Source organism: Streptacidiphilus sp. MAP5-3, from assembly GCF_041262505.1.
GTDB lineage: Bacteria > Actinomycetota > Actinomycetes > Streptomycetales > Streptomycetaceae > Streptacidiphilus.
Genome location: NZ_JBGCCL010000017.1, coordinates 19,905 through 45,369, shown reverse-complemented (window position 1 = coordinate 45,369; position 25,465 = coordinate 19,905). Strand labels below are relative to the sequence as shown.

Sequence of the window (25,465 nt, the reverse complement as noted above, 5' to 3'; positions counted from 1 at the left end):
CGGTCGGAGCCGTCGGTCAGAGCTCCGGACGAACAGCGCAAGCAGAAGGGCACGGCACACGACGATGGCAGCGGGAGACGGCACCGGACTGTTGGAGATGTCCTGGGATCCGATCACACGGATCGTAGGCAGCCTCGGCATCCACACGAAGATCGACTTCAAGCAGAAGCGGGTCGCCGAGTGCTACAGCACCTCGTCCGTCTTCCGCGGCTACAGCGTCTTCATGCGCGGCAAGGATCCGCGCGACGCGCACTTCATCACCAGCCGCATCTGCGGCATCTGCGGTGACAACCACGCGACGTGCTCGGTGTACGCGCAGAACATGGCGTACGGGGTGAAGCCGCCGCATCTGGGCGAGTGGCTGATCAACCTCGGCGAGTCCGCCGAGTACATGTTCGACCACAACATCTTCCAGGAGAACCTGGTCGGGGTCGACTACTGCGAGAAGATGGTCAAGGAGACCAACCCGGGCGTGCTCGAACTCGCCGAGCGCACCGAGGCCCCGCACGCCGGCGACCACGGCTACCGGACCATCGCCGACATCATGCGCTCGCTCAACCCGCTGGAGGGCGAGTTCTACCGGGAGGCGCTGCAGGTCAGCCGCTACACCCGGGAGATGTTCTGTCTGATGGAGGGCCGCCACGTGCACCCCTCCACCCTCTACCCGGGCGGCACCGGCACGGTTGCCTCGGTGCAGCTGCTCACCGACTACCTCAGCCGGCTGATGCGCTACGTCGAGTTCATGAAGAAGGTGGTCCCGCTCCACGACGACCTCTTCGACTTCTTCTACGAGGCCCTCCCCGGCTACGAGGAGGTCGGCCGTCGCCGAGTCCTGCTCGGCTGCTGGGGTGCCCTCAACGACCCGGAGTTCTGCGACTTCACCTACCGCAACATGACCGACTGGGGCCGGCGGATGTTCGTCACCCCGGGCGTGGTCGTGGACGGCAAGCTGGTCACCAACGACCTGACCCGGATCAACCTGGGCATCCGCATCCTGCTGGGCAGCTCCTACTACCAGGACTGGGAGGGGCAGGAGAAGTTCGTCACCCACGACCCGCTGGGCAACCCGGTCGACGCCCGCCACCCGTGGAACCAGCACACCATCCCGGCCCCGCAGAAGCGCGACTTCGACGACAAGTACAGCTGGGTCATGTCGCCGCGCTGGTTCGACGGTCAGGACTACCTCGCCCTGGACACCGGCGGCGGCCCGATCGCGCGGCTGTGGTCCACCGCGCTCTCCGGGCTGGTCGACATCGGCTACGTCAAGGCCACCGGCCACAGCGTCGTCATCAACCTGCCCAAGTCGCTCACCAAGCCGGAGACCACCTTCGAGTGGAAGATCCCGCAGTGGAGCAACGCGCTGGAGCGCAACCGGGCCCGCACCTACTTCCAGGCCTACGCCGCCGGCGTCGCGCTGCACAGCATCGACATGGCGCTGGCCGAGGTCCGCGCCGGGCGCACCCAGACCTGGGAGAAGTTCGAGGTCCCGGACGAGGCGATCAGCTGCGGCTTCACCGAGGCCGTGCGCGGCGTGCTCTCGCACCACATGGTGGTCCGCGACGGCAAGATCGCCAACTACCACCCCTACCCGCCGACACCGTGGAACGCCAGCGTGCGCGACTCCTACGGCACCCCCGGCCCCTACGAGGACGCGGTGCAGAACACCCCGATCTTCGAGGAGAACCCGCCGGACAACTTCAAGGGCATCGACATCATGCGGGCCGTCCGCAGCTTCGACCCGTGTCTGCCCTGCGGCGTGCACATGTACGTCGGCGGCGGCAAGACCGTCCAGAAGATGCACGTCCCCACCGGCCTGAGCGGAATGGCCGGATGACGGGGGATCAGCACCCGTCCGACGCGACCGCGGCGCGGGTCGAGGAGTTGCTGGACCGCCTTGCGTCCAGCAGCGACCCGGCCGCGGCGGCCACCGCCGAGGAGTTGGTCCGCGCGCTGATGGACTTCTACGGAGCGGGCCTGGCCCGGGCGGTGGAGCTGCTGTCCGGGCGCAGCGGCAGCCCCCTGGACGCACTGCTCGACGACGAGGTCACCGCCGGACTGCTGGTCCTGCACGACCTGCATCCGGACGACGTCCCCGCCCGCGTCCGCCGCGCCCTGCGCGCGGCGGACGCGGGGGAGTGGGAGCTCGTCTCGCTCGACGTGGAGACGGGTGCGCTGACGATCCGTCAATCCTCGACCGACAGTGGTGGCGGTGGTTGCGGCTGTGGCAACAGCGCCGATACCGTACGCGTCCGGGTGCGGGCGGCGCTGGCCGGGTTCGCGCCCGAGGTGACGCAGGTCGACCTGCTGGCTGCCGAACCAGCCCGTCGTGAGCCGCCGTTGCTGCAGATCGGCCTGCGGCCCGGTGCCGCCGCGCCGGTGGAGGCACGATGACGGCGCTCCCGTCCACGCCTGCGGCCCGTCTCCGGACGGGCCTGCGGCGCTTCACCGGCCCCCGCCCGCCCGCCGTCGAACGCTGCGAGCTGTGCGCGGCGGAGGTCGGCCCGGGCCACCGGCACCTCGTCGACACCGAACGCCGGGTGCTGGCCTGCGCCTGCACCGCCTGCGCCATGCTCTTCGATCGGCCGGGCGCGGAGACAGCCACGGGCGCGGGCCGGTTCCGCACCGTCCCCGACCGCTACCTGTCCGACCCCGACGCCGCGCTGGACGACGGGAGTTGGGCGGGTCTGCAGATCCCCGTCGGCATGGTCTTCTTCCTGCGCGACGGTGCGAGCGGCCAGGTGACCGCCTTCTATCCGAGCCCGGCCGGGGCCACCGAGAGCGAGCTGGAGCCGCAGGCCTGGGAGGCGATCCGGGCGGCGACTCCGCTCGCCGACGAACTGGCCCCGGACGTCGAGGCGTTGCTGCTCCGTCACCACCAGCACCGCAGCGCGTGCTTCCTGGTCCCGGTCGACGCCGCCTACGAGCTGGTCGGCCGGATGCGGCGACGCTGGCAGGGCTTCGACGGCGGCGCGGAGGCGCACGCCGAACTGGAGCTGTTCTTCGACCACGTCACCCGCCGGGCGCACCGTGCGCAACAGCCATCGAAGGGACGCCCATGAGCGGGCTCGACTTCGCCTGCACCGAGGTCCGGGCCGAGCCGTATGCGGCCGGGCCGACCCTGCTGTTCCGGGTCAGGATCACCGCCCAGGGCGAGCCGCAGCGGGTCCATGCGCTCGCCCTTCGCTGCCAGTTCCGGATCGAGCCGGCCCGCCGTCACTACTCCGAGCCCGAGGCGGAGCGCCTCGGCGACCTCTTCGGCGAGCGCTCGCGCTGGGGCAGCACGCTGCATCCGCTCCAGTTCGCCCAGGTCGGCGTGGTGGTCCCGGGGTTCACCGGCAGCACCGAGGTGGAGCTGCCGGTGCCGGTCAGCTACGACCTGGACATCGCCGCGACCCGCTACCCCGACGCGCTGGCCGAGGGCGAGGTGCCGTTGCTGCTGCTCTTCTCCGGCACGGCTTTCCGCGGCTCCGGCGGGTTCCAGGTCGAGCCGGTGCCATGGGACAAGGAGGCGGTCTGCCGGATGCCGGTCGCCGTCTGGCGCGAGGCGATCGACGCACACTTCCCCGGCTGCGGCTGGCTCCGGTTGCCACGGGACACCATGGCCGCCCTCCAGGCCTACCGCTCCCGGCACGCGCTGCCGTCCTGGGAGGCCACCGTGGAGCGGCTGCTGGGTGAGGCGGATGAGGACGCGGAGGGCGGACCGGCTCTCGCCGCAGCTGCGGCCCGTGCCGTGACCGCCTTTCCTTCCGTCCCCACCATCCACACCGCCGAGGGGAGCCTGCGATGACCGCCGGCCCGGCCAGGACGGCACCCGTCGACGAGCTCCTCGCGACGGCCCGCCAGGTCGCCGACGCCGTCCTCTACGAGGGCTACGTCCTCTACCCGTACCGCGCCTCCTCGGCCAAGAACCGGATGCGCTGGCAGTTCGGCGTGCTGGTACCGCCGTCCTGGGGTCGGGACAGCGGCGAGCACGCGCACCAGCGGACCGAGTGCCTGCTGGAGCCGCGCGAGGGCGGCCGGCTGCACGTGCTGCTGCGCTTCCTGCGCACCCAGCGCCGAACCGTCCACGAGGTCGCGCCCGACGGCAGCCACCGGCCGGTCGCGGCCCTGGAGCTCCCGGATCGGGTGCTGGTGCCCTGGGACGAGGGCGTGGAGGAGGAGCTCCGCCTCGACGTCGACGTCACCGAACTCGTCGACGGTGGCGTGGAGTTGCCGTTCTCCCGGCCCGCGGCCGAGGAGACCGAGGAGCTCCGCGACGCGGCGGGTGCGCGGATCGGCAGGCTGGTGCGCCGCCGCGAGCGGGTCGACGGCGTGCTGCGACTCGTCGCCACCGAACTCCCGGGCCCCTACCCGGTGTTGCGGCTGACGGCGGTGGTGGAGAACGGCGGCGGGTGGAGTCCGCTCCCCGGCGAGGAGGCCGACCGGGAGGCGGCGTTGGCGCATGCCCTGGTCTCCGCACATCTGCTGCTCGGTCTGACGGCGGGCTCGTTCGTCTCCATGACCGATCCGCCCGAGTGGGCCAAGTCGGCCGTGGCGGAGTGCCGCAACGAGCACACCTGGCCGGTCCTGGCGGGCGTCGACGGGGCGGCCGACGTGCTGCTCTCCTCGCCGATCATCCTGGAGGACCATCCGCGCATCGCTCCCGAGAGCCTCGGCACGCTGTACGACGCCACCGAGATCGACGAGATCCTCGCCCTGCGCACCGCCACGCTGACCGACCAGGAGAAGCGCGAGGCACGCGGTACGGACGCGCGTGCCGCCGCCGTGATCGAGCTGGCCGACAACATGCCACCGGAGATCCTCGATCGCCTCCACGGTGCGATCCGCTCGCTGCGCGAGGTCGGCGGCACCCCAGCTTCGTCCGCTCCGTCCGCTTCGTCCGCTCCGACGGTTGGCGTTGCCGCGCCGTTCGACGCGCCGCCGGACGCCGACCTCGTCTACCAGGAGTTCGACCCGTTCCGCACGGAGACCCCCTGGTGGGACCCGGCGGCGGATGCCAGTGTCGATCCCGGCCGGGACCAGGTGCTGGTCGACGGCATCCCGGTGCGGGCCGGCAGTCGCGTGGTGCTGCGTCCCGGACGGAGGCGGACGGACGCACAGGACATCTTCCTGCACGGCCGGACCGCGCTGGTCGAGGCGGTGCTGCACGACGTGGACGGCGGTGTGCACGTCGCGGTCACGGTCGAGGGCGACCCCGGCGCGGACATCCAGCGCGAGCAGGGCCGCTTCCGCTACTTCCAGCCCGACGAGCTCACCCCGGTGGAGGCGTCGTGACCGACTCCTACCCGGCTCCGGAGCCGCCGCGCACGCTGATCGCAGGGATCGGCAACATCTTCCTCGGCGACGACGGCTTCGGCATCGAGGCGGTCCGTCGCCTGGCCGAGCAGCCGCTGCCGGAGGGTGTCGAAGCCGTGGACATCGGCGTCCGTGGCGTCCATCTCGCCTACCAACTCCTGGACGGCTACCACACGGTGGTGCTGCTGGACGCGATGGCCCGGGGCGGCGACCCCGGCACGGTGTACCTGGTCGAGGACGCCCGCGTCGGCAGCGCCCGGGCCGACGCGGGGGCGGAGGGGCCGGTGCTGGACGGGCACCGGATGTCGCCGGACGCCGTGCTCGCCCTGCTCGACCACCTCAGCGCCGGGACCGGTGGCAGCAGGCCGCAGCGGGTCGTGGTGGTCGGATGCGAACCGGCGAGCGTCGCCGAGGGCATCGGGCTCAGCGACGCCGTGGCCGCGTCCCTGGAGCGGGCCGTGGCCGTGGTCCTCGACCAGCTCCCGATCGCGACCGTCCAACTGCCCGAAACTGACTGACCACTCGTCATATTCGTGTACCGACAGACAGAAGAAGGAGGTTCGCCCATGTTCAAGCTTCTCTTCGGAGCGGTGCTGGTCGCCGCGGCCGGTGCGGTCGTCGTCAACCTGCCCGACATCAAGCGCTATCTGCGGATCCGCAGCATGTGAGCTGCGACCGAACGGTGGAGCCGGGACGGACGCGTCGGCGTGGCGCGTCCGTCGGCATGTTCGGCCGCCGTGTAATGGAGCGGCGTCGGGGCGCACCGAGCCCGATGCCCAGGGAGTCCGCATGCACGAGATGTCCATCGCGCTGGCCGTCGTCGACCAGGTGCAGGACGCCGCACGCGCGGACCGGCAGGGCGCGTCCGGCATGGCTCCGGTCGGCATGGTTCCCGACCGGGTCACGCTGCGGATCGGCGAGTTGGCGGGAGTGGTGCCCGACGCGCTGCACTTCTGTTTCCAACTGGCCTGCGAGGGCACCCTGCTGGACGGCGCCCGGCTGCTCACCGAGAGCGTCGAGGGCCGCGCCCACTGCACGCCGTGCGACCACCAGTGGTCCACCGGAATGCCGCCGGACCTCTGCTGTCCGCGCTGTGGCTCCGGCGCGAGCGGCCTGCTGGCGGGACGGGAACTGGAGATCGCCGAGGTCCACTGGAGCGAGCCGGGCGAGCCGGGAGAGCTGAGCAAGCCGGGCGAGCCGTGCCGACCGGCGGACCACTTCGTCGTCGAGGAGGCCTGAGGACCGTGTGCCGGGTGACCCAGCTGCAACAGGCGATCCTCGCCAAGAACGACCACCACGCCGACGGCCTCCGCGCAGCGCTGGCTGCGCGCGGCACCGGTCTGGTCAACCTGCTCTCCAGCCCCGGCAGCGGCAAGACCGCGTTGCTGGAGGCGGAGTTGACCCTGGCGCGGCAGCGCGGCGTCCCGGTCGCGGCCCTCACCGCCGACCTGGCCACCGAGAACGACGCCACCCGGCTGGCCCGTTCGGGCGTGCCGGTCAAGCAAGTGCTGACCGACGGGCTCTGCCACCTGGAGTCCGAGATGCTCGACGCGCATCTGGACGGCTGGCTGCCGGAACCGACCCGGCTGCTCTTCGTCGAGAACGTCGGCAACCTGGTCTGTCCCGCCTCCTACGACCTCGGCGAGTCGCTCCGCGTGGTGCTGGCCTCGGTCACTGAGGGGGAGGACAAGCCGCTCAAGTACCCGACCGCGTTCGGGCTGGCCCAGCTGGTCGTGGTGACCAAGAACGACCTGGCGGAGGCCGTCGAGTTCGACCGCGAAACGCTGCTCGCCAACATCCAGCGGGTCAACCCGGGCGTGGAGGTGGTCTTCACCTCGACGCGGCGCGACGGCGAGGGGGTCGGCCTGCTGCTCGACCGGGCCCTCGCGGTCGCCGACGGGGCACCGGCCCACCGGCCGCTCATGGCCGCCGAAGCGGCCGCGAACGGGCACGGGCACGGGCACAGTCATGGGCACGGGCACAGCCGTCACGACCACGACGCGCACGCGCACTGAGAGCCGCGACCGATGACCGCGCCCACGACCACCCCCGAGCGCCCCGCCGGCGGGGAACGTCGCCGCGTGACGGTCCGGGGCGTGGTCCAGGGCGTGGGCTTCCGGCCGTTCGTCTTCGGGCTGGCCAACGAGCTCCGGCTGGCCGGGTTCGTCACCAACACCGGTGAGGGCGTGGTCACCGAGGTGGAGGGCGCGCACGAGTCCGTCGCCGCGTTCTGCCTCCGGATCGCCGCAGACGCGCCGCCGTTGGCCGTGGTCGAGTCGGTCAGCCACGAGAGCGTCGCCGCCGCCGGTGAGACGGGCTTCCGGATCGAGGTCTCCCGGTCGGAGGGCCCGCGCCGCACGCTGGTCTCGCCGGACACCGCCACCTGCGCCGCCTGCCTGGCCGAGCTGGCCGATCCGCGGAACCGCCGCTACCGGCACCCCTTCATCACCTGCACGCACTGCGGCCCGCGTTTCACCATCGTCACCGGCCTGCCCTACGACCGGGCCAACACCACCATGGCCCGGTTCCCGATGTGTGCGCGCTGCGAGCGCGAGTACACCGACCCCGCCGACCGCCGCTTCCACGCCCAGCCGGTGGCCTGCCACGACTGCGGCCCGACGCTGCGACTGCTGCTCGCAGACGAGGGAGGCGACGGCCGTCCGCCCTTGGACGCCCCGGGCGCCCCGGACTCTGACCCGATCGCCGCCGCCCGGCGTCTCCTTGCGGACGGTCGGATCCTGGCCGTGAAGGGCCTCGGCGGATACCACCTCGCCTGCGACGCGACCAATGCGGCGAGCGTCGCCCTGCTGCGCCGCCGAAAGAACCGCGGCGACAAGCCGTTCGCGCTGATGGTCGCCCAACTCGCCGACGTCGAGCCGCTGGTGTGTATCGACGACGCCGAGCGCCGACTGCTCACCGGAAACCGCCGCCCGATTGTGCTGCTGCGGCGTCGTGGTGATGTGGCGTCAGAAACGCTCGACGGTACGGTCCCGGCCGCCGAGGTCGCACCCGGCAGTCCGGATCTGGGCGTGATGCTGCCCTACACCCCGTTGCACCACCTGCTGCTCGGCCTCCCCGGCGACCGGCCCGGCCCGCGTCTGCTGGTGATGACCAGCGGAAACCTCGGCGGTGAGCCGATCGTCACCGACGACGCGGAGGCGCTGACCAGGCTCGCGCCGCTGGTGGACGCGTGGCTGACGCACGACCGGCCGATCCAGGTGCCGTGCGACGACTCCGTCGTGCGGGTGGTGGACGGCGAGGAACTGCTGGTCCGGCGTTCGCGCGGCTACGCGCCGCTTCCGGTCACGCTGGCCTTCCCGGTCCGGCCCGCGTTGGCGGTCGGCGGGGACCTGAAGAACGCCTTCTGCCTCGGTCAGCAGCGTCACGCGTGGCTCTCCGCGCACGTCGGCGACATGGACGACCTCGCCACGCTCACCGCGTTCAAGTGTGCCGAGCGGCAGTTGGAGAGCATCACCGGCGTCACGCCGACCCTGCTCGCCGCCGACGCGCACCCCGGCTACCGTGCCTCGGGCTGGGCGCGCCGCAACGCCGGGGAGCGGCCGGTGCGGTCGGTGCAGCACCACCACGCGCATGTGGCCGCAGTGATGGCCGAGAACGGCCTGGACGGCACCGGTCCGGTGCTCGGCGTCGCCTTCGACGGAACCGGCTACGGCGACGACGCGGCCGTGTGGGGCGGCGAGTTTCTCCTCGCCGACTACGACGGCTACCGACGGCTCGCCCATCTCGCCTACGTCCCGTTGCCCGGTGGCGACGCGGCGGTGCGCCGCCCCTACCGGATGGCCCTGGCCCACCTCTTCGCCGCCGGACTGCCGTGGGACGACCGCCTGCCCTGCGTCGCCGCCTGCCCGGACGACGAACGGCCGGTGCTGGAACGGCAGTTGCAGCGTGGTCTGGCCTGCGTGCCGACATCGAGCACGGGCCGCCTCTTCGACGCGGTCTCGTCCCTCGCGGGCGTCTGTCACCAGGCGCGCTACGAGGCGCAGGCCGCGATCGAGTGGGAGGCCGCGGCCTACGCCTGGCAGCGCGACGGCGGCGCGTCCGGCCGTGGCTACCGCTTCGCGCTCGCGTCCCCGGCTGGGGATGCGACCGGCGGTGCGGACGCGCCGCTGCGGCTCGACCCTGGACCGGTGCTCGCCGCTGTCGCGGCGGACGTGCTCGCGGGTGCGCCGACCGGCCTGATCGCCTCCCGGTTCCACAGTGGCCTCGCCGACGCGGTCCGGCAGGTCTGCGCGACCGTCCGGGAGCGGACCGGCGTCGGGACCGTGGCCCTGAGCGGCGGCGTCTTCGCCAACGCGCTGCTGGCCTCCGCGTGCGCGCGCGGACTGCGGGACGACGGCTTCACCGTGCTGCGCCACCGCCTGGTCCCGCCCAATGACGGCGGGCTCGCGCTCGGCCAACTCGCCGTCGCCGCCCGCGTCCAGACCGCTGAGCGACCCCAGGTTTGATCCTCCCAGGCTGATCCGAGACAAGGAGAAGAGCGTCCATGTGCCTCGCGGTACCCGGAAGAGTCCTCGAGATCGAGGAGCGGGACGGAACTCGGATGGCCACCGTCGACTTCGGTGGTGTGGTCAAGGACGTGTGCCTGGAGTACCTGCCCGACCTGCAGGTCGGCGAGTACACCATCGTCCATGTCGGCTTTGCCCTGCAACGACTTGACGAGGAGTCAGCACGCCGCACCCTCGCCCTTTTCGAGGGGCTCGGGCTGCTGGAGGAGGAGTTCGGCGACCAGTGGGAGATCGCCGCCCGGGCCGCCGGATCCGATGGCACAGACGCCACGCGCGGCACGGACGGCACACGCGGCACAGACGGCACGCACGGCGTAGACGTGCAGCGGGAGGCGTAGCGGTGAAGTACCTCGAAGAGTTCCAGAATCCCGACCTCGCCCGGCGGTTGCTCGACGAGATCCATGCCACGGTGACCCGACCCTGGGCGCTGATGGAGGTGTGCGGCGGTCAGACCCACTCCATCATCCGCCATGGCATCGACCAACTCCTGCCCGACCAGGTCGAGTTGATCCACGGCCCTGGCTGTCCGGTGTGTGTGACGCCGCTGGACGTCATCGACAAGGCACTGGAGATCGCCTCGCGCCCGGACGTGATCTTCTGCTCCTTCGGCGACATGCTCCGCGTCCCGGGCACCGGGCGCGACCTGTTCCAGGTGCGCAGCGAGGGCGGCGACGTGCGCGTCGTCTACTCGCCGCTGGACGCGCTGCGGATCGCGCAGCAGAACCCCGGGAAGCAGGTGGTCTTCTTCGGCATCGGCTTCGAGACCACCGCTCCACCCAACGCCATGACGGTGCATCAGGCGGGCAAGCTCGGCATCCGCAACTTCAGCCTGCTGGTCTCGCACGTCCGGGTCCCGCCCGCGATCGAGGCCATCATGAGCTCGGCGGAGTGCCGGGTCCAGGCCTTCCTGGCCGCCGGGCACGTCTGCAGCGTGATGGGCGTCGAGGAGTACCCCGAACTGGCCGAGCGGTTCCGGGTGCCGATCGTGGTCACCGGGTTCGAGCCGCTCGACATCCTGGAGGGCGTCCGCCGCGCGGTGCGCCAACTGGAGCGCGGTGAGCACACGGTGGAGAACGCCTACGAGCGCGCCGTCCGACCCGAGGGCAACCCGGCGGCCCTGGCGATGCTGGCCGACCTGTTCGAGGTCACCGACCGCGCCTGGCGCGGCATCGGCGTGATCCCGCGCAGCGGCTGGCGACTTGCCGAGAAATATCGCGAGTACGACGCCGAACACCGGTTCCAGGTAGGGGAGATCGCCACTCAGGAGCCGACCGCCTGCCGCGCCGGTGAGGTGCTCCAGGGCCTGATCAAGCCGCACCAGTGCGAGGCCTTCGGGACCGCCTGCACCCCGCGCACACCGCTCGGCGCGACCATGGTCTCCAGCGAGGGGGCCTGCGCCGCGTACTACCTCTACCGGCGCCTGGGCAGCACGCCCACGGCCCAGCCGCAGCAGACCCTGGAGGGGACCTCCGTTGGCTGACACCCTGGATGTTCAGGCACCGGACTTCTCCGGCTGGACCTGTCCCGCTCCGCTGCGTGACCTGCCCCGGATCGTCATGGGCCACGGCGGTGGCGGAACGCTCTCCGGCGAGCTGGTCCAGCACGTCTTCGCCCCGGCCTTCGGTGGGGAGCACCTGGCGGCGCTCGGCGACTCCGCCGTGCTGGACGTCGGGGGCGTGCGACTCGCCTTCTCCACCGACTCGTTCGTGGTCCGGCCGCTCTTCTTCCCCGGCGGCAGCATCGGCGACCTGGCGGTCAACGGCACCGTCAACGACCTGGCCATGAGCGGCGCTGAGCCGCTCTACCTCTCCTGCGGGTTCATCCTGGAGGAGGGCGTCGAGACGGCCACCGTCGCCCGGGTCGCCGAGGCGCTCGGCGCGGCGGCCCGCAGCGCGGGCGTCGAGGTCGTCACCGGCGACACCAAGGTGGTGGAGGCCGGCCACGGCGACGGCCTCTACATCAACACGGCGGGTATCGGGGTGGTCCCGACCGGTGTCGACATCCGGCCGCAGCGTGCGGTGCCGGGGGACGTGGTCATCGTCAGCGGGCCGATCGGCGTGCACGGCGTGGCCATCATGAGCGTCCGCGAGGGCCTGGAGTTCGGCGTCGAGGTGCAGAGCGACTGCGCGGCCCTCGGCGGCCTCGTCCAGACGATGCTGGGCGCCTGCCGCGACCTGCACGTGCTGCGCGATCCGACCCGGGGCGGACTGGCCGCGGCGCTCAACGAGATCGCCCAGGCCTCGTCGGTCGGCGTGGTCGTCCAGGAGCGCGCGGTCCCGGTCCCGCCCGAGGTGGCCAACGCCTGCGCGATCCTCGGCCTGGACCCCTGGTACGTGGCCAACGAGGGCAAGCTGGTCGCCTTCGTCCCGCGTGCCGAGGCGGACGCCGTCCTCGCGGCGATGCGCGCCCACCCGCTGGGCGCGCAGGCGGCGATCGTGGGCGAGTGCACGGACGATCACCCGGGCATGGTCGTCGCCCGCACGGGCCTGGGCGGCACCCGCGTCGTGGACACTCCGCTCGGCGAGCAGTTGCCCCGGATCTGCTGAACAGGGCCATGGTCGGGCGGACTCAGGACCTTCCCGCCCGCCCGACCATCGCAGCCCAGCGAGCGGGCGGCAGCTTCATAGTGATCGCCTGCTCCAGTGCCGCCCGCTGCCGTCGGCTCAGCTCGGGCTGGACATGGTGCAGGTGGCGCGGGAACATCAGCGAGACCAGGTTGTGCCTCGGCAACTCGACGGCGGGCAGGACCGCAGGCATCCGCAACTCGTACTGGCTGTACGCCAGGCCCGCCGCCTGGGCGACCTGCGCGACCTTGGAGTCGCTCATCCCGAGCCCCGGCATGGTGAGCAGCCGTCGGCTGCCGGCGTCCAGCAGCAGGAGCCGTACCTCCGAGGCTTGGCCGTAGTTCTCGCGCAGCCAGACCAGTTCCACCGGCACGTCGGCCAACGGCGAGCCGAGCGCCGACGGCGGGGTGTTCGGCCCGAGCTGGATCCTGAAGCTGCCGGCAGGTCCGTAGCAGACCACCAGCGCCTGGCCGGTCCAGTGCAGATAGGCGCTGTGCACCCACAGCTCGTCCTCGGGGGGGAGGTTCCGCACGCCCAGCATCTCCCGGCCCCGGCGCCGTGAAGGGTGGGCGCTGCACATCGCGCCCAACCCGCCGGGCGCGGGCAGGAACCGGTCCGGCACCAGCCAGCCGGACCGTCCGCGCGTCGGATCGAACTCCAGCGGCCGATCCTGCCCCGCCCGCGCAGTCAGAGTCTGCGCCTCCTCCAGGACCCGCCCGGCGCGCACGTCCCGACGCAGTGCGCGCGGGGTGAACTGCCAGAGCACCGTCTCCACCAGCAGCGGGACAGGCACCAACAGCGCGGCCCAGACCGACGCCGCGCCGAACCGGAGGGGCAGGGCGACTGCCGCTGCCATGGCCGGCACCGTGCTCACCCGTAGTGCGATCCGCCGACTCAGCCGCCGTAGCCGGAGTGCGTCCGCCAGCCCCTCCTCGGGGGCCGTCCAGACCCGCCAGCTGAACGCCGTGAGCAGGCACGGCAGCGCCGACTCGATCCACACCTCCCGCGCGGTAGTGGCGCCCTGCCGCAAGCCGACGGCGACACAGACGGCCCCGGCCAGCGCCGGGACGGCGGTCAGCACATACCTGCGCCGACGCATCCAGAACGCTCTGCAGCGGTGCCGCAGAACGGACATGACATTCCGTTGCACCCTGTCCATGGCGCCCCCCGTTTCCCCGTGTGCGCCCGACAGCAGGAGTATCCGCCCGGAACGGCGGCCGGGCACCGGGTCGGTCGCGGTCGGATCTCCCGGGCCGTGGCCACGCCGGTTGCCGGTGGTGCGGGGCGGTGGTGAGCTTGAGGGGAGCCGAGAACCGGCAGAGCAGCGTGGGGAAGCGGGTGACGACGGGATGAAGGCGAAAGTAGGTGACCGGCTGCGCTTCCTGGGGCACCAGGTGGGCGCGCCCGACCACTTCGGTCGGGTGGTCGAGGTGATGGGCAAGGAAGGCGATCCGCCGTACCTGGTCGAGTTCGACGACGGGCACCGGGCTGAGGTCTTCCCCGGGACCGACTGCGAACTCGAACACGCGGGTGCCCGTCACAGCGCCGCATAGACCGCAGAGAGCAAGGGCTTAGCCCCGCGCGTCTGCGCGGGGCTACGCCATTCGGGTGATTGCGCGGTTCAGGGCTGCCGGATCGCCGAGATCTCGAACTCCAGCCGGATCTTGTCGCTGACCAGCTGCCCTTGACCGACAGGTCGCCCACCACGTTGAAGTGCGTGGCGTCGACCGGTTCGACCGCCGTGGAGACGAAAGTGATCTCCGGGTGGTTCGGCAGGTCGAGGAAGTCGTTGCTGCGCAGGTGGCCGTCGCGCTGCTCGTTGCGGGTGTCGAGGCTGTCGGTCTTGATCGTGATGCGGACCGAGGACTTGCTCGGGTCGGCTCCGTCGACCTGCGCGGTGCCGTCGAACTCCTTGAAGAACCCGCGGACCTTGGTGACCATCGCGTGCCGGGCGACGAAGCCGATCTCGCTGCGCGCCGGGTCCAGCGCGTAGACCCCGGTCAGGTCGGCGTGGGGGTGGTCGTCATCACGGGCTCCAGAGGGACGCGGCAGGGGCGGGCGGGCTGCTCGGGCGGGCTCCGCGTTAGGCAGCCGCGCACAGGGCCGCTTCCCGTCGCGCGATCCCGACCTCCGGCCGACCTCCGAACGGCCCAACCCCGTCCCCGAAGCAATGGATTTCCGGCCGCCGGGCACCTTCTGCGCAAGGGACGGGTACGGCTGCGCGCATGTGCGCTGCAGCTGCTTCCCAGGGTTCCCAGGTGACCGCTTCCGCCGCCCTGGAGGGTGCCGATTCCGCCGCGCTGGAGGGCGCCGACGTGCTGGTGCTCTTCGGCATCACCGGCGACCTGGCCAGGAAGATGATCCTGCCCGCCCTCTACCGGCTCTCCGAGAACGGTCTGCTGACCGTCCCCGTCGTGGGAGTCACCACCCGGGCCTGGGACGACGGAATGGTGCGCGCCCACGCCCGCGAGGCGGTGACGGCGGCCATCGAGGACTTCGACGAGGACGTGTTCCAGCGCTTCGCCGCGCAGTTGTCCATCGTCGGCGGGGTCCAGGCCGACCCGAACACCATGAGGCCCCTCGCCGACGCGATCCACGGATTCGCCGCCTTCTACCTGGCTGTCCCGCCCTCGCTGTTCCTTCCCTTGGCCAAGGCACTGGCCGAGGCGGGGCTCAACCGCGGCGCGAGGCTGGTCGTGGAGAAGCCGTTCGGCCACGACCTCGCCTCCTGCCGCGAGTTGCAGACCGACCTGGCACGGTACTTCGACGACGACCACCTGCTGCACGTCGACCACTTCCTCGGGGAGGAGACCGTGCGCGGCCTGCCCGGCCTGCGCACCGCCAACACGCTGCTGACCCCGGTCTGGAGCCGGGACTGGATCGACAACGTGCAGATCACCCTGGCCGAGGACTTCGGCGTCGCGGACCGCGGCTCCTTCTACGACGCGGTCGGCTGCATCCGTGACGTGGTGCAGAACCACCTGCTGCAACTCCTCGCCTACCTGGCCATGGAGCCGATCGGCACCGAGGCCCTGCGGACCCGGGGGCAGCCCGACGCGCAGGCAAAGGCAGAGGCCCGGGCGCACGAGGCGTTGCGCCTGTTGCAGGCGGTGCGCACGCTCAGGCCCGAGGACGCCGTGCTGGGCCAGTTCCAGGGCTACCGGCAGGTGCGCGGGGTCCACCCCGACTCGACCACCGAGACGTACGTGGCGCTGCGTCTGTCCATCGACAACGAGCGCTGGGCCGGGGTGCCCTTCTGCATCCGCAGCGGGAAGTGCCTGGCCGCAACGGCCACCGAGGTCGTCGTCCAACTGCGCGCACCCTCGCTCTTCCCGGACCGGCCCGGGAGTGGGAGCCACGCCATGCCGCCCGACCTGATCCGGTTCCGGATCAAGCCGGACCCCGGTCTGACGTTCGCCGTCACCCTGGAGCGCCCGGAACCGCCGCACGAGCGGGTGACCGGCGCGGCCGGCGTCGACTTCGAGACGGTGCTCGGTCGTGAGCCGCTGCCCTACGAGACCGTGCTGCACGCGGCGATCGTCGGCGACCCGGTCCCCTTCGCCGCGTTCCCGTGCATCGAGGAGGCCTGGCGGATCGTCGGGGACGTGATCGACACCGGCAGTCGGCCGCTTCCGTACGAGCCGGGCAGCTGGGGGCCGGAGGCCGCGCGGCGACTCGTGCCGGGCGACGGCTGGCACCAGCCGCTCTGGGCGCTGCCGGGCACGTGACCGGCCGCAGTGACGACCGGGGCGGCGACCGGGGCGGCGACCGGAGTGGCCGGAGTGGCGGCCAGTGCGGGATGGGCGTGCGCTTGAGGTATGAGCGACGACGACATCATCACCGCGTGGACGGAACGCCTGCGCGTGCAGGCGCCCGGCCTCTCGCCCGAGCGGGCCCGACGCTTCGTGCATGACCTGTTCTACGCGGCGCAGCGCGAGCTGGACAAGGAGCAGGCGGAGGCCGACTACGACCGCGAGGAGTGACGCGACCGCTCGCCGGAGCCCGCTCTGCGGAACTCAGGGCACGATCACCAGCTTGCCCCGGGTGTGTCCGGTCCGGCTGGCGTCGAAGGCGGCGGCGACCTGGTCGAGCGGGAAGGTCTGCGCGACCTCCACGGTCAGTGCGCCCCGGTCGACGACGGTCGCCAGCTCGGCCAGCTTCACCCCGTCCGGGCGGACCCAGATCCACATGCCGCCGTGCTGCTCGACGGTCGGGTCGGCGACGGAGGCGTTCCGCCCGCCGGGCGCGAGCACGGCCAGGGTCACGTCCACCTGTCCGCCGACGAAGTCCGCGACGGCGGTGACCCCGTCCGGAGCCAGGGCGCGGATCCGCTCGGCCACGCCGTCGCCGTAGGCCACAGGCTCGGCGCCGAGCTTGCGCACGTAACCGTGGTTCCGCTCCGAGGCGGTGCCGATCACCTTGGCCCCACGGTCGACGCCCAGCTGCACGGCAATGCTCCCCACCCCGCCGGCCGCGCCGTAGACCAGCAGCACGTCGTCCGGGCCGACGCCCATCCGGTCCAGGGTGCGCAGCGCGGTCAGGCCCGCGAGCGGCAGGCCGCCCGCCTGCGCCCAGTCCAACCCGTCCGGCTTGCGGGCGACGTGCTGGGCTGAGACCGACACGAGTTCGGCGAACGTGCCCGCGTGGATCGCGTCCTTGCGGGCGTAGGCCATCACCGGGTCGCCCGGTGCGAACTCGGGCGTGTCCGGGCCCACGGCCACGACCGCCCCGGCCACGTCCCAGCCCGGGATCACCGGGAAGACGGTGTCCATCATCGGATCGAGGCCGCCCGTCATGACCTTCCAGTCCACGGGGTTCACCCCCGCCGCCCGGACCTGGATCAGCACCTGACCGGGCCCGAGCTTGGGATCGGGCACCTCGCCGAAGCGGAGCCGGGAGTTGTCCACGGCAAAGGCTTCGTATGTCACTGCGCGCATGAGCAGACCTCCTTGCTGCCATCCTCTGCTCCCCGACCACGCCTCGCGCGCCGATACCTGCCAAGGAAACCCGGTTGCAGCAGCGAGCCGTGCCCGGCCGTCCGGTGCGTGCCAGCATCAAGACATGAGTCGTCCCGAACCCACCCGCCGCACCGGCAGTTCGGAGCCCGCGTCCGTCGCCGCGCTGCGTCGCCCGCCGGGCTCCTTCGCCTACGGCATCCGTGTTCCCGGCGACGTCGACGGCGCGGGCATCCAAGCCCGGCTCGCCGACGGCGTGTTGACGGTCACTCTGCCCAAGTCCGGTCAGCCCGCCCGCCGCAGCATCGAGATCGAGGTAGCGGGCGAGTAGTTCGAGTGCCTACAGATAACAGGACTTGGGAGCCACCGTGACCACGCGCGGCTTCCGGACCCGGATGTACGTGGCCGGGCTGGCGACGACGACGGCTTCGTGCCCGTCCTCGTACTCGACCCGGTAGAGCGGGGCAGCTCCGCCGCTCAGGACTTCCTTGACCTTGGCGATCCGGTCGTTGGATCCGGCCGGGCCGTGCATCAGCAGCCAGTCGCCTTTGGCAGCCTGCATCGGGATCGCCTCCCAGGTGGCGCGGGCGGACGTGAATCCCCACCAGTTTAGGCCCGGCCCGTCCGCGTCGCTGCCGGGCGAGGGTGTGGTCCAGCACGTAGCATCGCAAAAGAATCCCGGCGCCAAGGGAGCCTCATGGCCATTCCGCAGACCGTTGTCGCACCCCCCAGCCCCGCGGCCGTCTTCCTCGTCGCCACGATTGCCGACGGCGGCGAGCGGACCGTCCGCGACCTGCTCCAGAATCTGGCCAGTGTGATCCGTACGGTGGCGTTCCGCGCCCCGGAGGACGGTCTCGTGTGTGTCGCCGGCATCGGCTCCGAGGCCTGGGGGCGGCTGTTCCCCGGCAGCCCGCGGCCGCGTGAACTGCACCCGTTCCGGCAACTGGACGGGCCTGTGCACCACGCCCCGGCCACCCCGGGCGACCTGCTGTTCCACATCCGGTCCCGGCGGATGGACCTCTGCTTCGAGCTGGCCCGCCAGGTGACCGAGCACCTCGGCGACGCCGCCACCGTGGTGGACGAGGTGCACGGATTCAAGTACTTCGACGAGCGCGACCTGCTCGGCTTCGTCGACGGAAGTGAGAACCCGACCGGGCCGACCGCCGACGCCACCGTCTACATCGGCGACGAGGATCCGCTGTTCCGGGGCGGCAGTTACGTGATCGTGCAGAAGTACCTGCACGATCTGGCCTCCTGGCTGGAACTCCCCACGCCGGAGCAGGAGAAGGCGATCGGTCGCCACAAGTTCAGCAACGTCGAGTTCCCTGACGACGCCAAGGCGCCGAATGCGCACATCGCCGTCAACCAGGTCGTGGGTGAGGACGGCAGGCAACGCCAGATCGTGCGCGACAACATGCCGTTCGGCGCTGTCGGGAGCGGCGAGTTCGGGACCTACTTCATCGGTTACGCGCGCACCCCGGCGGTGACCGAGCGCATGCTGGACAAGATGTTCCTGGGGGATCCGCCGGGAAACACCGACCGCATTCTCGACTTCTCGACGGCGGTCACCGGCTGCCTGTTCTTCGTGCCGACTGCGGATTTCCTGGACGCCGTCTCCGTAGGTGGCGACGACGGCGGCGGGTCCCTGGGAGTCGGCAGCCTAAAGGACGCCTGACTCAGCCTCAAGCAGCGTGAAGGAGCTGGACGATGTCCGGTATGAGCAATCTGCACCGGGAGTTGGCCCCGATCACACCGTCCGCGTGGTCCCAGATCGAGGAGGAGGCCCGCAGGTCGTTCAAGCGCCATCTTGCGGGCCGCCGCGTCGTGGACGTGACGGGGCCGCAGGGGCCGGAGTTGGCGGCCGTCGGCACGGGTCACCTCACGAACATCGAGCCGCCGGACGCCGACGTCCGCGCCCGGCTCCGTGACGCTCGGCGGTTGGTCGAGCTGCGGGTGCCGTTCACCGTCAGCCGCGCAGCCGTCGACGACGTCGAACGCGGCTCCCAGGACTCCGACTGGCAACCCGTCAAGGACGCGGCGCGGGTCATGGCGTTCACCGAGGACCGCGCTGTCTTCGACGGCTACCAGGCGGCCGGCATCGAGGGCCTGCGCGCCCGCAGCTCCAACCCGGTGCTGACGCTGCCCGCCGACCCGGACGGCTACCCGGACGCGATCAGCAGTGCGCTCACCGCGCTGCGGCTGGCGGGCGTCGGCGGGCCGTACTCGGTGCTGCTCGGCGCGGACGAGTACCGCGCGGTCAGCGAGACCTCCGACCACGGCTATCCGATCGCCAAGCACGTCGCCAACATGATCGACGGCGACGTGGTCTGGGCACCCGCGCTCACCGGCGCGTACGTGATGACCACGCGCGGGGGCGACTTCGAACTCCGGCTCGGTCAGGACCTGTCGATCGGCTACAGCTCGCACGACCGGGAGAACATCGAGCTGTACTTCCAGGAGACGCTGACCTACCTCACCTACACGGACGAGGCCGTCGTGGTGCTGCGCCCCTGAGCCCACGAACTGCGGTGACAGGACCGGGCCCCTCGGGAGTCATCTCCCGAGGGGCCCGGTCCTGTCACCACTGGTTGCTCACGTGTAGCTGCTCGGCGGGAAGTCCTCGCGGTCCTTGCGGTGGACGCCCTTGTCGGGGTTGAGTTCGCCCTCCGCGACCTCGCGGTCGACCTCGGACTCCTCGCCGCGGTACTGCTCCTTGGAGCTGGGTTCGGCCTCGGGGTCCAGGCCCACCTCCTCGCGGTCCTCCTCGGTGCGCTCCTCGAGTTCGTCCTCGTCGGGGCGGCGTGGAAGGCCGCCACCGTGACCCGTGTCGGGATTGCCCTCGACGGTCTTGTTGGACTTGTGGTGGTGCGCCATGTCTTCCTCCTTACGCGCCGGCGGCCTCGGCGGTGCCCGCGCCGGCCTTCGCCTCGTCCGCCGTGCTGTCCTTGTCGCCTTCCTTCTCGCCCTCGCGGATGGTGCAGTGCAGCGAGTCCTTCACGACGTCGGCGACGATCGTGTCGCCCGGACCCGCGACCCCGCCGAGCAGCAGCGACGCGATCCGGTTGTCGAGTTCGGACTGGATCGTGCGGCGCAGCGGGCGGGCGCCGAACTCGGGCTGGTAGCCGTGGGCGAGCAGCAGCTTCTTGGCGGCGTCGGTGACCTCCAGCGTCATGCCCTGGGCCGCGACCCGGCGTTGGCTCTCGTCCAGCAGGTGGTCGAGGATCCGCGAGAGGTCCTTCTCGGAGAGGGAGTGGAAGATGATGATGTCGTCGATCCGGTTGAGGAACTCCGGCAGGAACCGCCGCCGTAGGTCCTCCATCAGCTCGTCCTTGATCTCGGAGACGTCGCCCTCGTGCTCGATGATGCGGTGGGCGCCGATGTTGGAGGTCATGATGACCACGCAGTGCCGGAAGTTGACGGTCCGGCCCTGGGCGTCGGTCAGGCGGCCGTCGTCGAGGACTTGGAGCAGCGCGTTGAAGATGTCCGGGTGGGCCTTCTCGACCTCGTCGAAGAGGACCACGCTGTAGGGCTGGCGGCGCACCTTCTCGGTGAGCTGGCCCGCCTCCTCGTAGCCGACGTATCCGGGAGGGGCGCCGACCAGGCGGGCGACGGTGTGCTTCTCCTGGAACTCGCTCATGTCGAAGCGGGTCATGCGGTCCGAGTCGCCGAAGAGCTGTTCGGCCAGGGTCTTGGCCAGCTCGGTCTTGCCGACGCCGGTCGGGCCCAGGAACATGAACGAGCCGACCGGGCGGTTCGGGTCGCCCATGCCGGACCGGTTGCGGCGTACCGCCTCGGAGACCGCGGTGACCGCCTCGTCCTGGCCGACGACGCGGTCGTGCATCGCGTCCTCCAGGTTGAGCAGCTTCTCCTTCTCGCTGGCGGTGAGCTGCGAGACGGGGATGCCGGTGCGCCGGGAGATGACGTCGGCGATGTCGTCGGCGGTGACGGTGATGACGCCGGGGCGGCCCTCCTCCAGGCCCGCCAGCTCGCCCTCCTCGACGTCGATCCGGACCTTGATCTCGGCGGCCTTCTCGAAGTCCTCGCCCGCGACCGCCTGGTCCTTCTCCCGCTTGAGCTGGGCGATCCGTTCCTCGCGGTCGGTGACGTCGGTGGACGGTCCGGACGAGCGGAGCCGGACCCGGGCGCCGGCCTGGTCCATCACGTCGATCGCCTTGTCGGGCAGGAACCGGTCGGAGATGTAGCGGTCGGAGAGCTCGGCGGAGGCTGCCAGGGCCTCGTCGGTGAAGCGGACGCCGTGGTGGGCCTCGTACGCGTCGCGCAGGCCTTCCAGGATCTGCACTGTTTCCTCGACGGTCGGCTCGGGGATCAGCACCGGCTGGAAGCGGCGTTCCAGGGCCGCGTCCTTCTCGATGTGCTTGCGGTACTCGTCGATGGTGGTCGCGCCGACCACGTGCAGTTCGCCGCGGGCCAGCGCGGGCTTGAGCATGTTGCCCGCGTCCATCGAGCCTTCGCCCGCCGAACCGGCGCCGACGACGGTGTGCAGCTCGTCGATGAAGAGGATGATGTTGCCGGCCGAGTCCTGGACGTCCTGGATGACCTTCTTCAGGCGCTCCTCGAACTGCCCCCGGTACTGGGTGCCGGCGACCATGCCGGACAGGTCGAGGGAGACGACGCGCTTGCCCTTCAGCGTCTTCGGCACGTCGCCCGCCACGATCCGCTGGGCCAGGCCCTCGACGATGGCGGTCTTGCCGACGCCCGGTTCGCCGATCAGGACCGGGTTGTTCTTGGAGCGGCGGGAGAGGATCTCGATCGTCTGCTCGATCTCCTCGGCGCGGCCGACGACGGGGTCGAGCTTGCCCGCCTTGGCCTCCTCGGTCAGGTCGCGGCCGAACTCGTCGAGCGTGGTGGCGGGCTTCTGCTCGGCGGGCGCAGAGCCGTCGGCGCGCGCCGCGCGTTCGGTCGCGCCGCGGAGGTTGCCGACGTCCACGCCGGTGGAGCGCAGCGACCGAAGCGCGTCGGGGTCGGCGTCGGAGAGGAGCGCGCCGAGGATGTGCTCGGGGCCGATGTAGGAGGCGCCGGTCGCCTGGGCGTGCTCGTAGGCGGTGGCCAGGGTGCGCTTGGCGGAGGGCGTCAGACCCGGCTCGCCCGTCTCGGCGCCGCCGCGCGGCAGCACCGCGGTGAGCTTGGACGCCAGCGCGTCGGGTTCGAGGCCCGCGCGGGCGATCAGCGACCGCGACGGCTCGACCTGGGTGGCGGCCCAGAGCAGGTGCTCGGTGTCGAGGTCGGTCACACCGTCCTGTTCGGCGCGTTGCGCGGCGAGATTGATGAGTTCCTGGGAGGACTCGGTCAGGAGCCGTCCGATGGGCACCCGCTGCACGTTCGGGGGTGAGGACGCGGGTGACATCCCGAAGAAGTGGTTCAGCAGATCGCTGAACGGATCGGACGAGCCGAAAGCTGAACCGTACGACATCGACATGACAGCTCCAGATATGGAGGGACTACCCACCACTCAAACCCGAGACGTGCGGGGCCGCAAACGCAGCGGATTGCGCTGGACCGAGGCCGATTTCGCGCCTCTGACCCGCGTGTTCCCGCGTGCTTCGAGTGCTGCGTCGGACCGGTCTTCCGAGGTGTCCGCAGGCGCCGGTGATCGTCTGGCACGTGGTGATCAACAGCACTAGCCTGGGCGCACGAGCCGAGCCCCGGCCAGCAACCCCCGCACGGTGGAAGGTGAGTACGGTGAGCGCTCCCGAGGACCCGAAGGTCGAGCTGGAGCCCAGTGTCGGCGCCGTTCCCGCGGAGCGTCCGGAGTTCCACCCCTACCACCACCCCGCAGCGGGCTGGGGCGCTGCCAAGAGCGTCACGAAGTTCCTGACGCGTGAGGGCGAGTACGTCGACGGCCCGCGCGCGATCATGAAGATGAACCACGAGAACGGCGGCTTTGACTGCCCTGGCTGCGCCTGGCCCGACGACATCAAAGGCCTGAAGCTGGACCTGTGCGAGAACGGCATCAAGCACGTCACCTGGGAGATGACCCGCAAGCGGGTCGACCGCGCCTTCTTCGCCGCGCACACGGTCACCGAGCTCGAGGAGTGGAGCGACTTCGCGCTCGAGGACCAGGGCCGCCTCACCGAGCCGATGGTCTACGACGCGGCCACCGACCACTACGTGCCGATCAGTTGGAAGGACGCCTTCGAACTCGTCGGCCGCACCCTGCGCGAGCTGCCCGACCCGAACCAAGCCGCGTACTACACCTCCGGAAGACTCGGCAACGAGGCCACCTTCCTCTACCAGTTGATGGCCCGCGAGCTGGGCACCAACAACCTGCCGGACTGCTCCAACATGTGCCACGAGGCCAGCGGACGCGCCATGGAGGCGTCGCTGGGCACCGGCAAGGGCACCGTGGACCTCAAGGACTGGGAGACCACGGACGCGTTGTTCATCATGGGCGTCAACGCGGCGTCCAACGCGCCCCGGATGCTGACCGCGCTGGCCGAGGCGTACAAGCGCGGGGCGCAGATCGTGCACATCAACCCGCTGGTCGAGGCCGCGGCCACGCGGACGATCATCCCGCACGACTTCGTCGACATGGCGCTGAACAAGTCCACGAAGACCAGTACCCTCAACGTCCAGCCGCGCATCGGCGGGGACATGGCGCTGCTGCGCGGCGTGGCCAAGGCGGTGCTGGCGCAGGCGAAGACGGATTCCAGGGCGCTGGACCAGCTCTTCATCGACCGGCACACCGCGGGCTTCGAGAAGTACCGGGAGGTGTGCGAGGCCACCTCCTGGGAGGAGATCGAGCGCCAGTCCGGCGTCTCCCGCGCCGAGATCCTGCGGGTGGCCCGGATCTACGGGGACGCCGACCGCACCATCGTCTGCTGGTGTCTGGGCGTGACCCAGCACGAGCACGGCGTCGACACGGTGCGGGAGATCGTCAACCTGCTTCTGCTGCGCGGCAACCTGGGGCGCGAGGGCGCGGGCCCGTCGCCGGTGCGTGGGCACAGCAACGTGCAGGGCAACCGCACCTGCGGCATCGACCACCGGCCCGCGCCGCAGTTCCTGGACCGGCTGGGCGAGGTGTGCGGGATCGAGCCGCCGCGCGAGCACGGCAAGGACACCGTGAACACCATCGAGGCCATGCACCGCGGCGAGATGAAGGTCTTCGTCGGCATGGGCGGCAACTTCGCGCTCGCCGCGCCGGACACCCCCTACACCTACGCGGGCCTGCAGTCCTGCGAGTTGACGGTGCACGTGAGCACCAAACTGAACCGCAGTCACATCGTGCACGGACGCCAGGCGTTGATCCTGCCCTGCCTCGGCCGGACCGAGAAGGACCACCAGCGCGGCGGCGAGCAGAGCACCTCTGTCGAGGACTCGATGAGCATGGTGCACCTGTCCCGTGGCATGAAGCGCCCGGCCTCGCCGCACCTGCTCTCCGAACCGGCCATCATCGCGGGCATCGCACGCGCCGCGCTGCCGCAGAGCAGCACGCCGTGGGAGTGGTACGTCGAGGACTACGACCGCGTCCGCGAGACCATGGCCCAGGTGCTGGACGGCTTCGAGGACTTCAACCGCCGGGTCCGGCTGCCGCTCGGCTTCCGGATCAAGCAGCCCGCGCGCGAGCTGGTCTTCCTCACCCCCTCCGGCCGGGCCGAGTTCTCCGCCGCGCCGCTGCCCGACGTCGTCCCCGAGCCCGGCATGCTGGCGCTGGGCACGATGCGCTCGCACGACCAGTGGAACACCACCATCTACTCGGACAACGACCGCTACCGGGGCGTCAAGAACCTGCGCACGCTGGTCTTCATGAACGCGGACGACATGCGCGAGCGCGGCATCACCGAGTTCGACCCGGTCGACATCACCGCCACCGCCCGCGACGGCTCCACCCGCTCGGTCCAGGGCTACCTGGCGATCCCGTACGACATCCCGCGCGGCTGCGCGGCCGGGTACATGCCGGAGATGAACGTGCTCTGCGCGATCGGCGACTACAGCACGCAGAGCGACCAGCCGATCATGAAGCACCTGAAGGTCACGGTCACCAGGGCGCTGTGAGCCGGGCCGCCTGGTCAGCGCCTGGTCGGCGAGCACTCGGGGACCGGATGGGATTGACTGGTCGGGGAGTTGCCTTCACTGCCCGACACCTGTCCCGGCCTGCGAGGTGAGC

At 71.2% G+C, this 25,465-nt stretch carries 24 protein-coding genes and 1 pseudogene; 19 read left to right on the top strand and 6 right to left on the bottom strand.

What is annotated here, in order from left to right; translation table 11 throughout:
* The first annotated feature begins 64 nt into the window (after positions 1-64).
* From ABH928_RS23680 to hypE, 12 genes are all read left to right on the top strand, one after another.
* On the top strand, positions 65-1,834 hold the full coding sequence (locus ABH928_RS23680; protein WP_370069732.1) for a nickel-dependent hydrogenase large subunit: 1,770 nt from the start codon (positions 65-67) through the stop codon (positions 1,832-1,834).
* Positions 1,831-2,391 carry a hypothetical protein gene (locus ABH928_RS23675; protein WP_370069730.1) on the top strand — a complete coding sequence of 187 codons (561 nt, stop codon included), beginning with the start codon at positions 1,831-1,833 and terminating at the stop codon, positions 2,389-2,391. Before ABH928_RS23680 ends, ABH928_RS23675 begins: the two co-directional genes overlap by 4 nt.
* Positions 2,388-3,059 carry a DUF5947 family protein gene (locus ABH928_RS23670; protein WP_370069728.1) on the top strand — a complete coding sequence of 224 codons (672 nt, stop codon included), beginning with the start codon at positions 2,388-2,390 and terminating at the stop codon, positions 3,057-3,059. The genes ABH928_RS23675 and ABH928_RS23670 overlap by 4 nt, the downstream gene beginning before the upstream one ends.
* The gene (locus ABH928_RS23665; RefSeq protein WP_370069726.1) at positions 3,056-3,787 is read left to right on the top strand and encodes a DUF6084 family protein; all 732 of its coding nucleotides are present in this window, start codon (positions 3,056-3,058) and stop codon (positions 3,785-3,787) included. The genes ABH928_RS23670 and ABH928_RS23665 overlap by 4 nt, the downstream gene beginning before the upstream one ends.
* Positions 3,784-5,274 (top strand): hypothetical protein, encoded by a 1,491-nt coding sequence (locus ABH928_RS23660; RefSeq protein WP_370069724.1) that lies wholly within the window; start codon positions 3,784-3,786, stop codon positions 5,272-5,274. Before ABH928_RS23665 ends, ABH928_RS23660 begins: the two co-directional genes overlap by 4 nt.
* The gene (locus ABH928_RS23655; protein WP_370069722.1) at positions 5,271-5,813 is read left to right on the top strand and encodes a hydrogenase maturation protease; all 543 of its coding nucleotides are present in this window, start codon (positions 5,271-5,273) and stop codon (positions 5,811-5,813) included. Before ABH928_RS23660 ends, ABH928_RS23655 begins: the two co-directional genes overlap by 4 nt.
* A 271-nt stretch (positions 5,814-6,084) precedes the next feature.
* Positions 6,085-6,534 (top strand): hydrogenase maturation nickel metallochaperone HypA, encoded by a 450-nt coding sequence (locus ABH928_RS23650; protein ID WP_370069720.1) that lies wholly within the window; start codon positions 6,085-6,087, stop codon positions 6,532-6,534.
* A 5-nt stretch (positions 6,535-6,539) separates the two neighbouring features.
* Complete coding sequence (gene hypB / locus ABH928_RS23645) at positions 6,540-7,310, top strand: hydrogenase nickel incorporation protein HypB (protein WP_370069718.1); 771 nt, start codon at positions 6,540-6,542, stop codon at positions 7,308-7,310.
* A 12-nt stretch (positions 7,311-7,322) separates the two neighbouring features.
* The gene (gene hypF, locus ABH928_RS23640) at positions 7,323-9,761 is read left to right on the top strand and encodes a carbamoyltransferase HypF (RefSeq protein WP_370069716.1); all 2,439 of its coding nucleotides are present in this window, start codon (positions 7,323-7,325) and stop codon (positions 9,759-9,761) included.
* Between the two features lie 38 nt (positions 9,762-9,799).
* The gene (locus ABH928_RS23635) at positions 9,800-10,159 is read left to right on the top strand and encodes a HypC/HybG/HupF family hydrogenase formation chaperone (RefSeq protein WP_370069714.1); all 360 of its coding nucleotides are present in this window, start codon (positions 9,800-9,802) and stop codon (positions 10,157-10,159) included.
* Positions 10,160-10,161: 2 nt separating this feature from the next.
* Positions 10,162-11,301 (top strand): hydrogenase formation protein HypD, encoded by a 1,140-nt coding sequence (gene hypD, locus ABH928_RS23630; protein WP_370069712.1) that lies wholly within the window; start codon positions 10,162-10,164, stop codon positions 11,299-11,301.
* A 76-nt stretch (positions 11,302-11,377) separates the two neighbouring features.
* The gene (hypE, locus tag ABH928_RS23625) at positions 11,378-12,367 is read left to right on the top strand and encodes a hydrogenase expression/formation protein HypE (RefSeq protein ID WP_370069908.1); all 990 of its coding nucleotides are present in this window, start codon (positions 11,378-11,380) and stop codon (positions 12,365-12,367) included.
* Positions 12,368-12,389: 22 nt separating this feature from the next.
* Here the strand turns inward: hypE and ABH928_RS23620 are convergent, their stop codons facing one another.
* Complete coding sequence (locus tag ABH928_RS23620) at positions 12,390-13,484, bottom strand: hypothetical protein (RefSeq protein ID WP_370069710.1); 1,095 nt, start codon at positions 13,482-13,484, stop codon at positions 12,390-12,392.
* Between the two features lie 250 nt (positions 13,485-13,734).
* Between ABH928_RS23620 and ABH928_RS23615 the strand changes: the two genes are divergently transcribed.
* A complete protein-coding gene (locus ABH928_RS23615; RefSeq protein WP_370069708.1) occupies positions 13,735-13,938 on the top strand; it encodes a DUF1918 domain-containing protein in 204 nt (67 codons plus the stop codon).
* Positions 13,939-14,077: 139 nt separating this feature from the next.
* Here the strand turns inward: ABH928_RS23615 and ABH928_RS23610 are convergent.
* Positions 14,078-14,578, bottom strand: a pseudogene (locus ABH928_RS23610) (YceI family protein); the annotation flags it as partial.
* Positions 14,579-14,643: 65 nt separating this feature from the next.
* Here ABH928_RS23610 and ABH928_RS23605 point away from each other — a divergent pair.
* Together ABH928_RS23605 and ABH928_RS23600 are read left to right on the top strand one after the other, a co-directional pair.
* The gene (locus ABH928_RS23605; protein ID WP_370069706.1) at positions 14,644-16,113 is read left to right on the top strand and encodes a glucose-6-phosphate dehydrogenase; all 1,470 of its coding nucleotides are present in this window, start codon (positions 14,644-14,646) and stop codon (positions 16,111-16,113) included.
* Between the two features lie 90 nt (positions 16,114-16,203).
* Positions 16,204-16,368, top strand: a complete 165-nt coding sequence (locus tag ABH928_RS23600; protein WP_370069704.1) for a hypothetical protein — start codon at positions 16,204-16,206, stop codon at positions 16,366-16,368.
* A 33-nt stretch (positions 16,369-16,401) separates the two neighbouring features.
* Here ABH928_RS23600 and ABH928_RS23595 read toward each other — a convergent pair whose 3' ends face one another.
* The gene (locus tag ABH928_RS23595; RefSeq protein WP_370069702.1) at positions 16,402-17,322 is read right to left on the bottom strand and encodes an NADP-dependent oxidoreductase; all 921 of its coding nucleotides are present in this window, start codon (positions 17,320-17,322) and stop codon (positions 16,402-16,404) included.
* Between the two features lie 124 nt (positions 17,323-17,446).
* Here ABH928_RS23595 and ABH928_RS23590 point away from each other — a divergent pair, with 124 nt between their 5' ends.
* The gene (locus ABH928_RS23590) at positions 17,447-17,671 is read left to right on the top strand and encodes an Hsp20/alpha crystallin family protein (protein ID WP_370069700.1); all 225 of its coding nucleotides are present in this window, start codon (positions 17,447-17,449) and stop codon (positions 17,669-17,671) included.
* A gap of 9 nt (positions 17,672-17,680) precedes the next feature.
* On the opposite strand, the gene ABH928_RS23585 is transcribed toward ABH928_RS23590, so the two are convergent.
* The gene (locus ABH928_RS23585; protein WP_370069698.1) at positions 17,681-17,902 is read right to left on the bottom strand and encodes a DUF1918 domain-containing protein; all 222 of its coding nucleotides are present in this window, start codon (positions 17,900-17,902) and stop codon (positions 17,681-17,683) included.
* A gap of 135 nt (positions 17,903-18,037) precedes the next feature.
* Here ABH928_RS23585 and ABH928_RS23580 point away from each other — a divergent pair, with 135 nt between their 5' ends.
* The gene (locus tag ABH928_RS23580; RefSeq protein ID WP_370069696.1) at positions 18,038-19,015 is read left to right on the top strand and encodes a Dyp-type peroxidase; all 978 of its coding nucleotides are present in this window, start codon (positions 18,038-18,040) and stop codon (positions 19,013-19,015) included.
* Positions 19,016-19,056: 41 nt separating this feature from the next.
* Positions 19,057-19,854: a family 1 encapsulin nanocompartment shell protein gene (locus tag ABH928_RS23575; protein WP_370069694.1), complete on the top strand. Its 798-nt coding sequence runs from the start codon at positions 19,057-19,059 to the stop codon at positions 19,852-19,854.
* Between the two features lie 78 nt (positions 19,855-19,932).
* Here ABH928_RS23575 and ABH928_RS23570 read toward each other — a convergent pair whose 3' ends face one another.
* Positions 19,933-20,214, bottom strand: a complete 282-nt coding sequence (locus ABH928_RS23570; RefSeq protein WP_370069692.1) for a hypothetical protein — start codon at positions 20,212-20,214, stop codon at positions 19,933-19,935.
* Positions 20,215-20,224: 10 nt separating this feature from the next.
* Positions 20,225-22,777 carry an ATP-dependent Clp protease ATP-binding subunit gene (locus tag ABH928_RS23565; RefSeq protein WP_370069690.1) on the bottom strand — a complete coding sequence of 851 codons (2,553 nt, stop codon included), beginning with the start codon at positions 22,775-22,777 and terminating at the stop codon, positions 20,225-20,227.
* 263 nt (positions 22,778-23,040) lie between these two features.
* On the opposite strand from ABH928_RS23565, the gene ABH928_RS23560 reads away from it, so the two are divergent.
* Positions 23,041-25,353 carry an FdhF/YdeP family oxidoreductase gene (locus tag ABH928_RS23560; protein WP_370069688.1) on the top strand — a complete coding sequence of 771 codons (2,313 nt, stop codon included), beginning with the start codon at positions 23,041-23,043 and terminating at the stop codon, positions 25,351-25,353.
* The last annotated feature ends 112 nt before the right edge of the window (positions 25,354-25,465 follow it).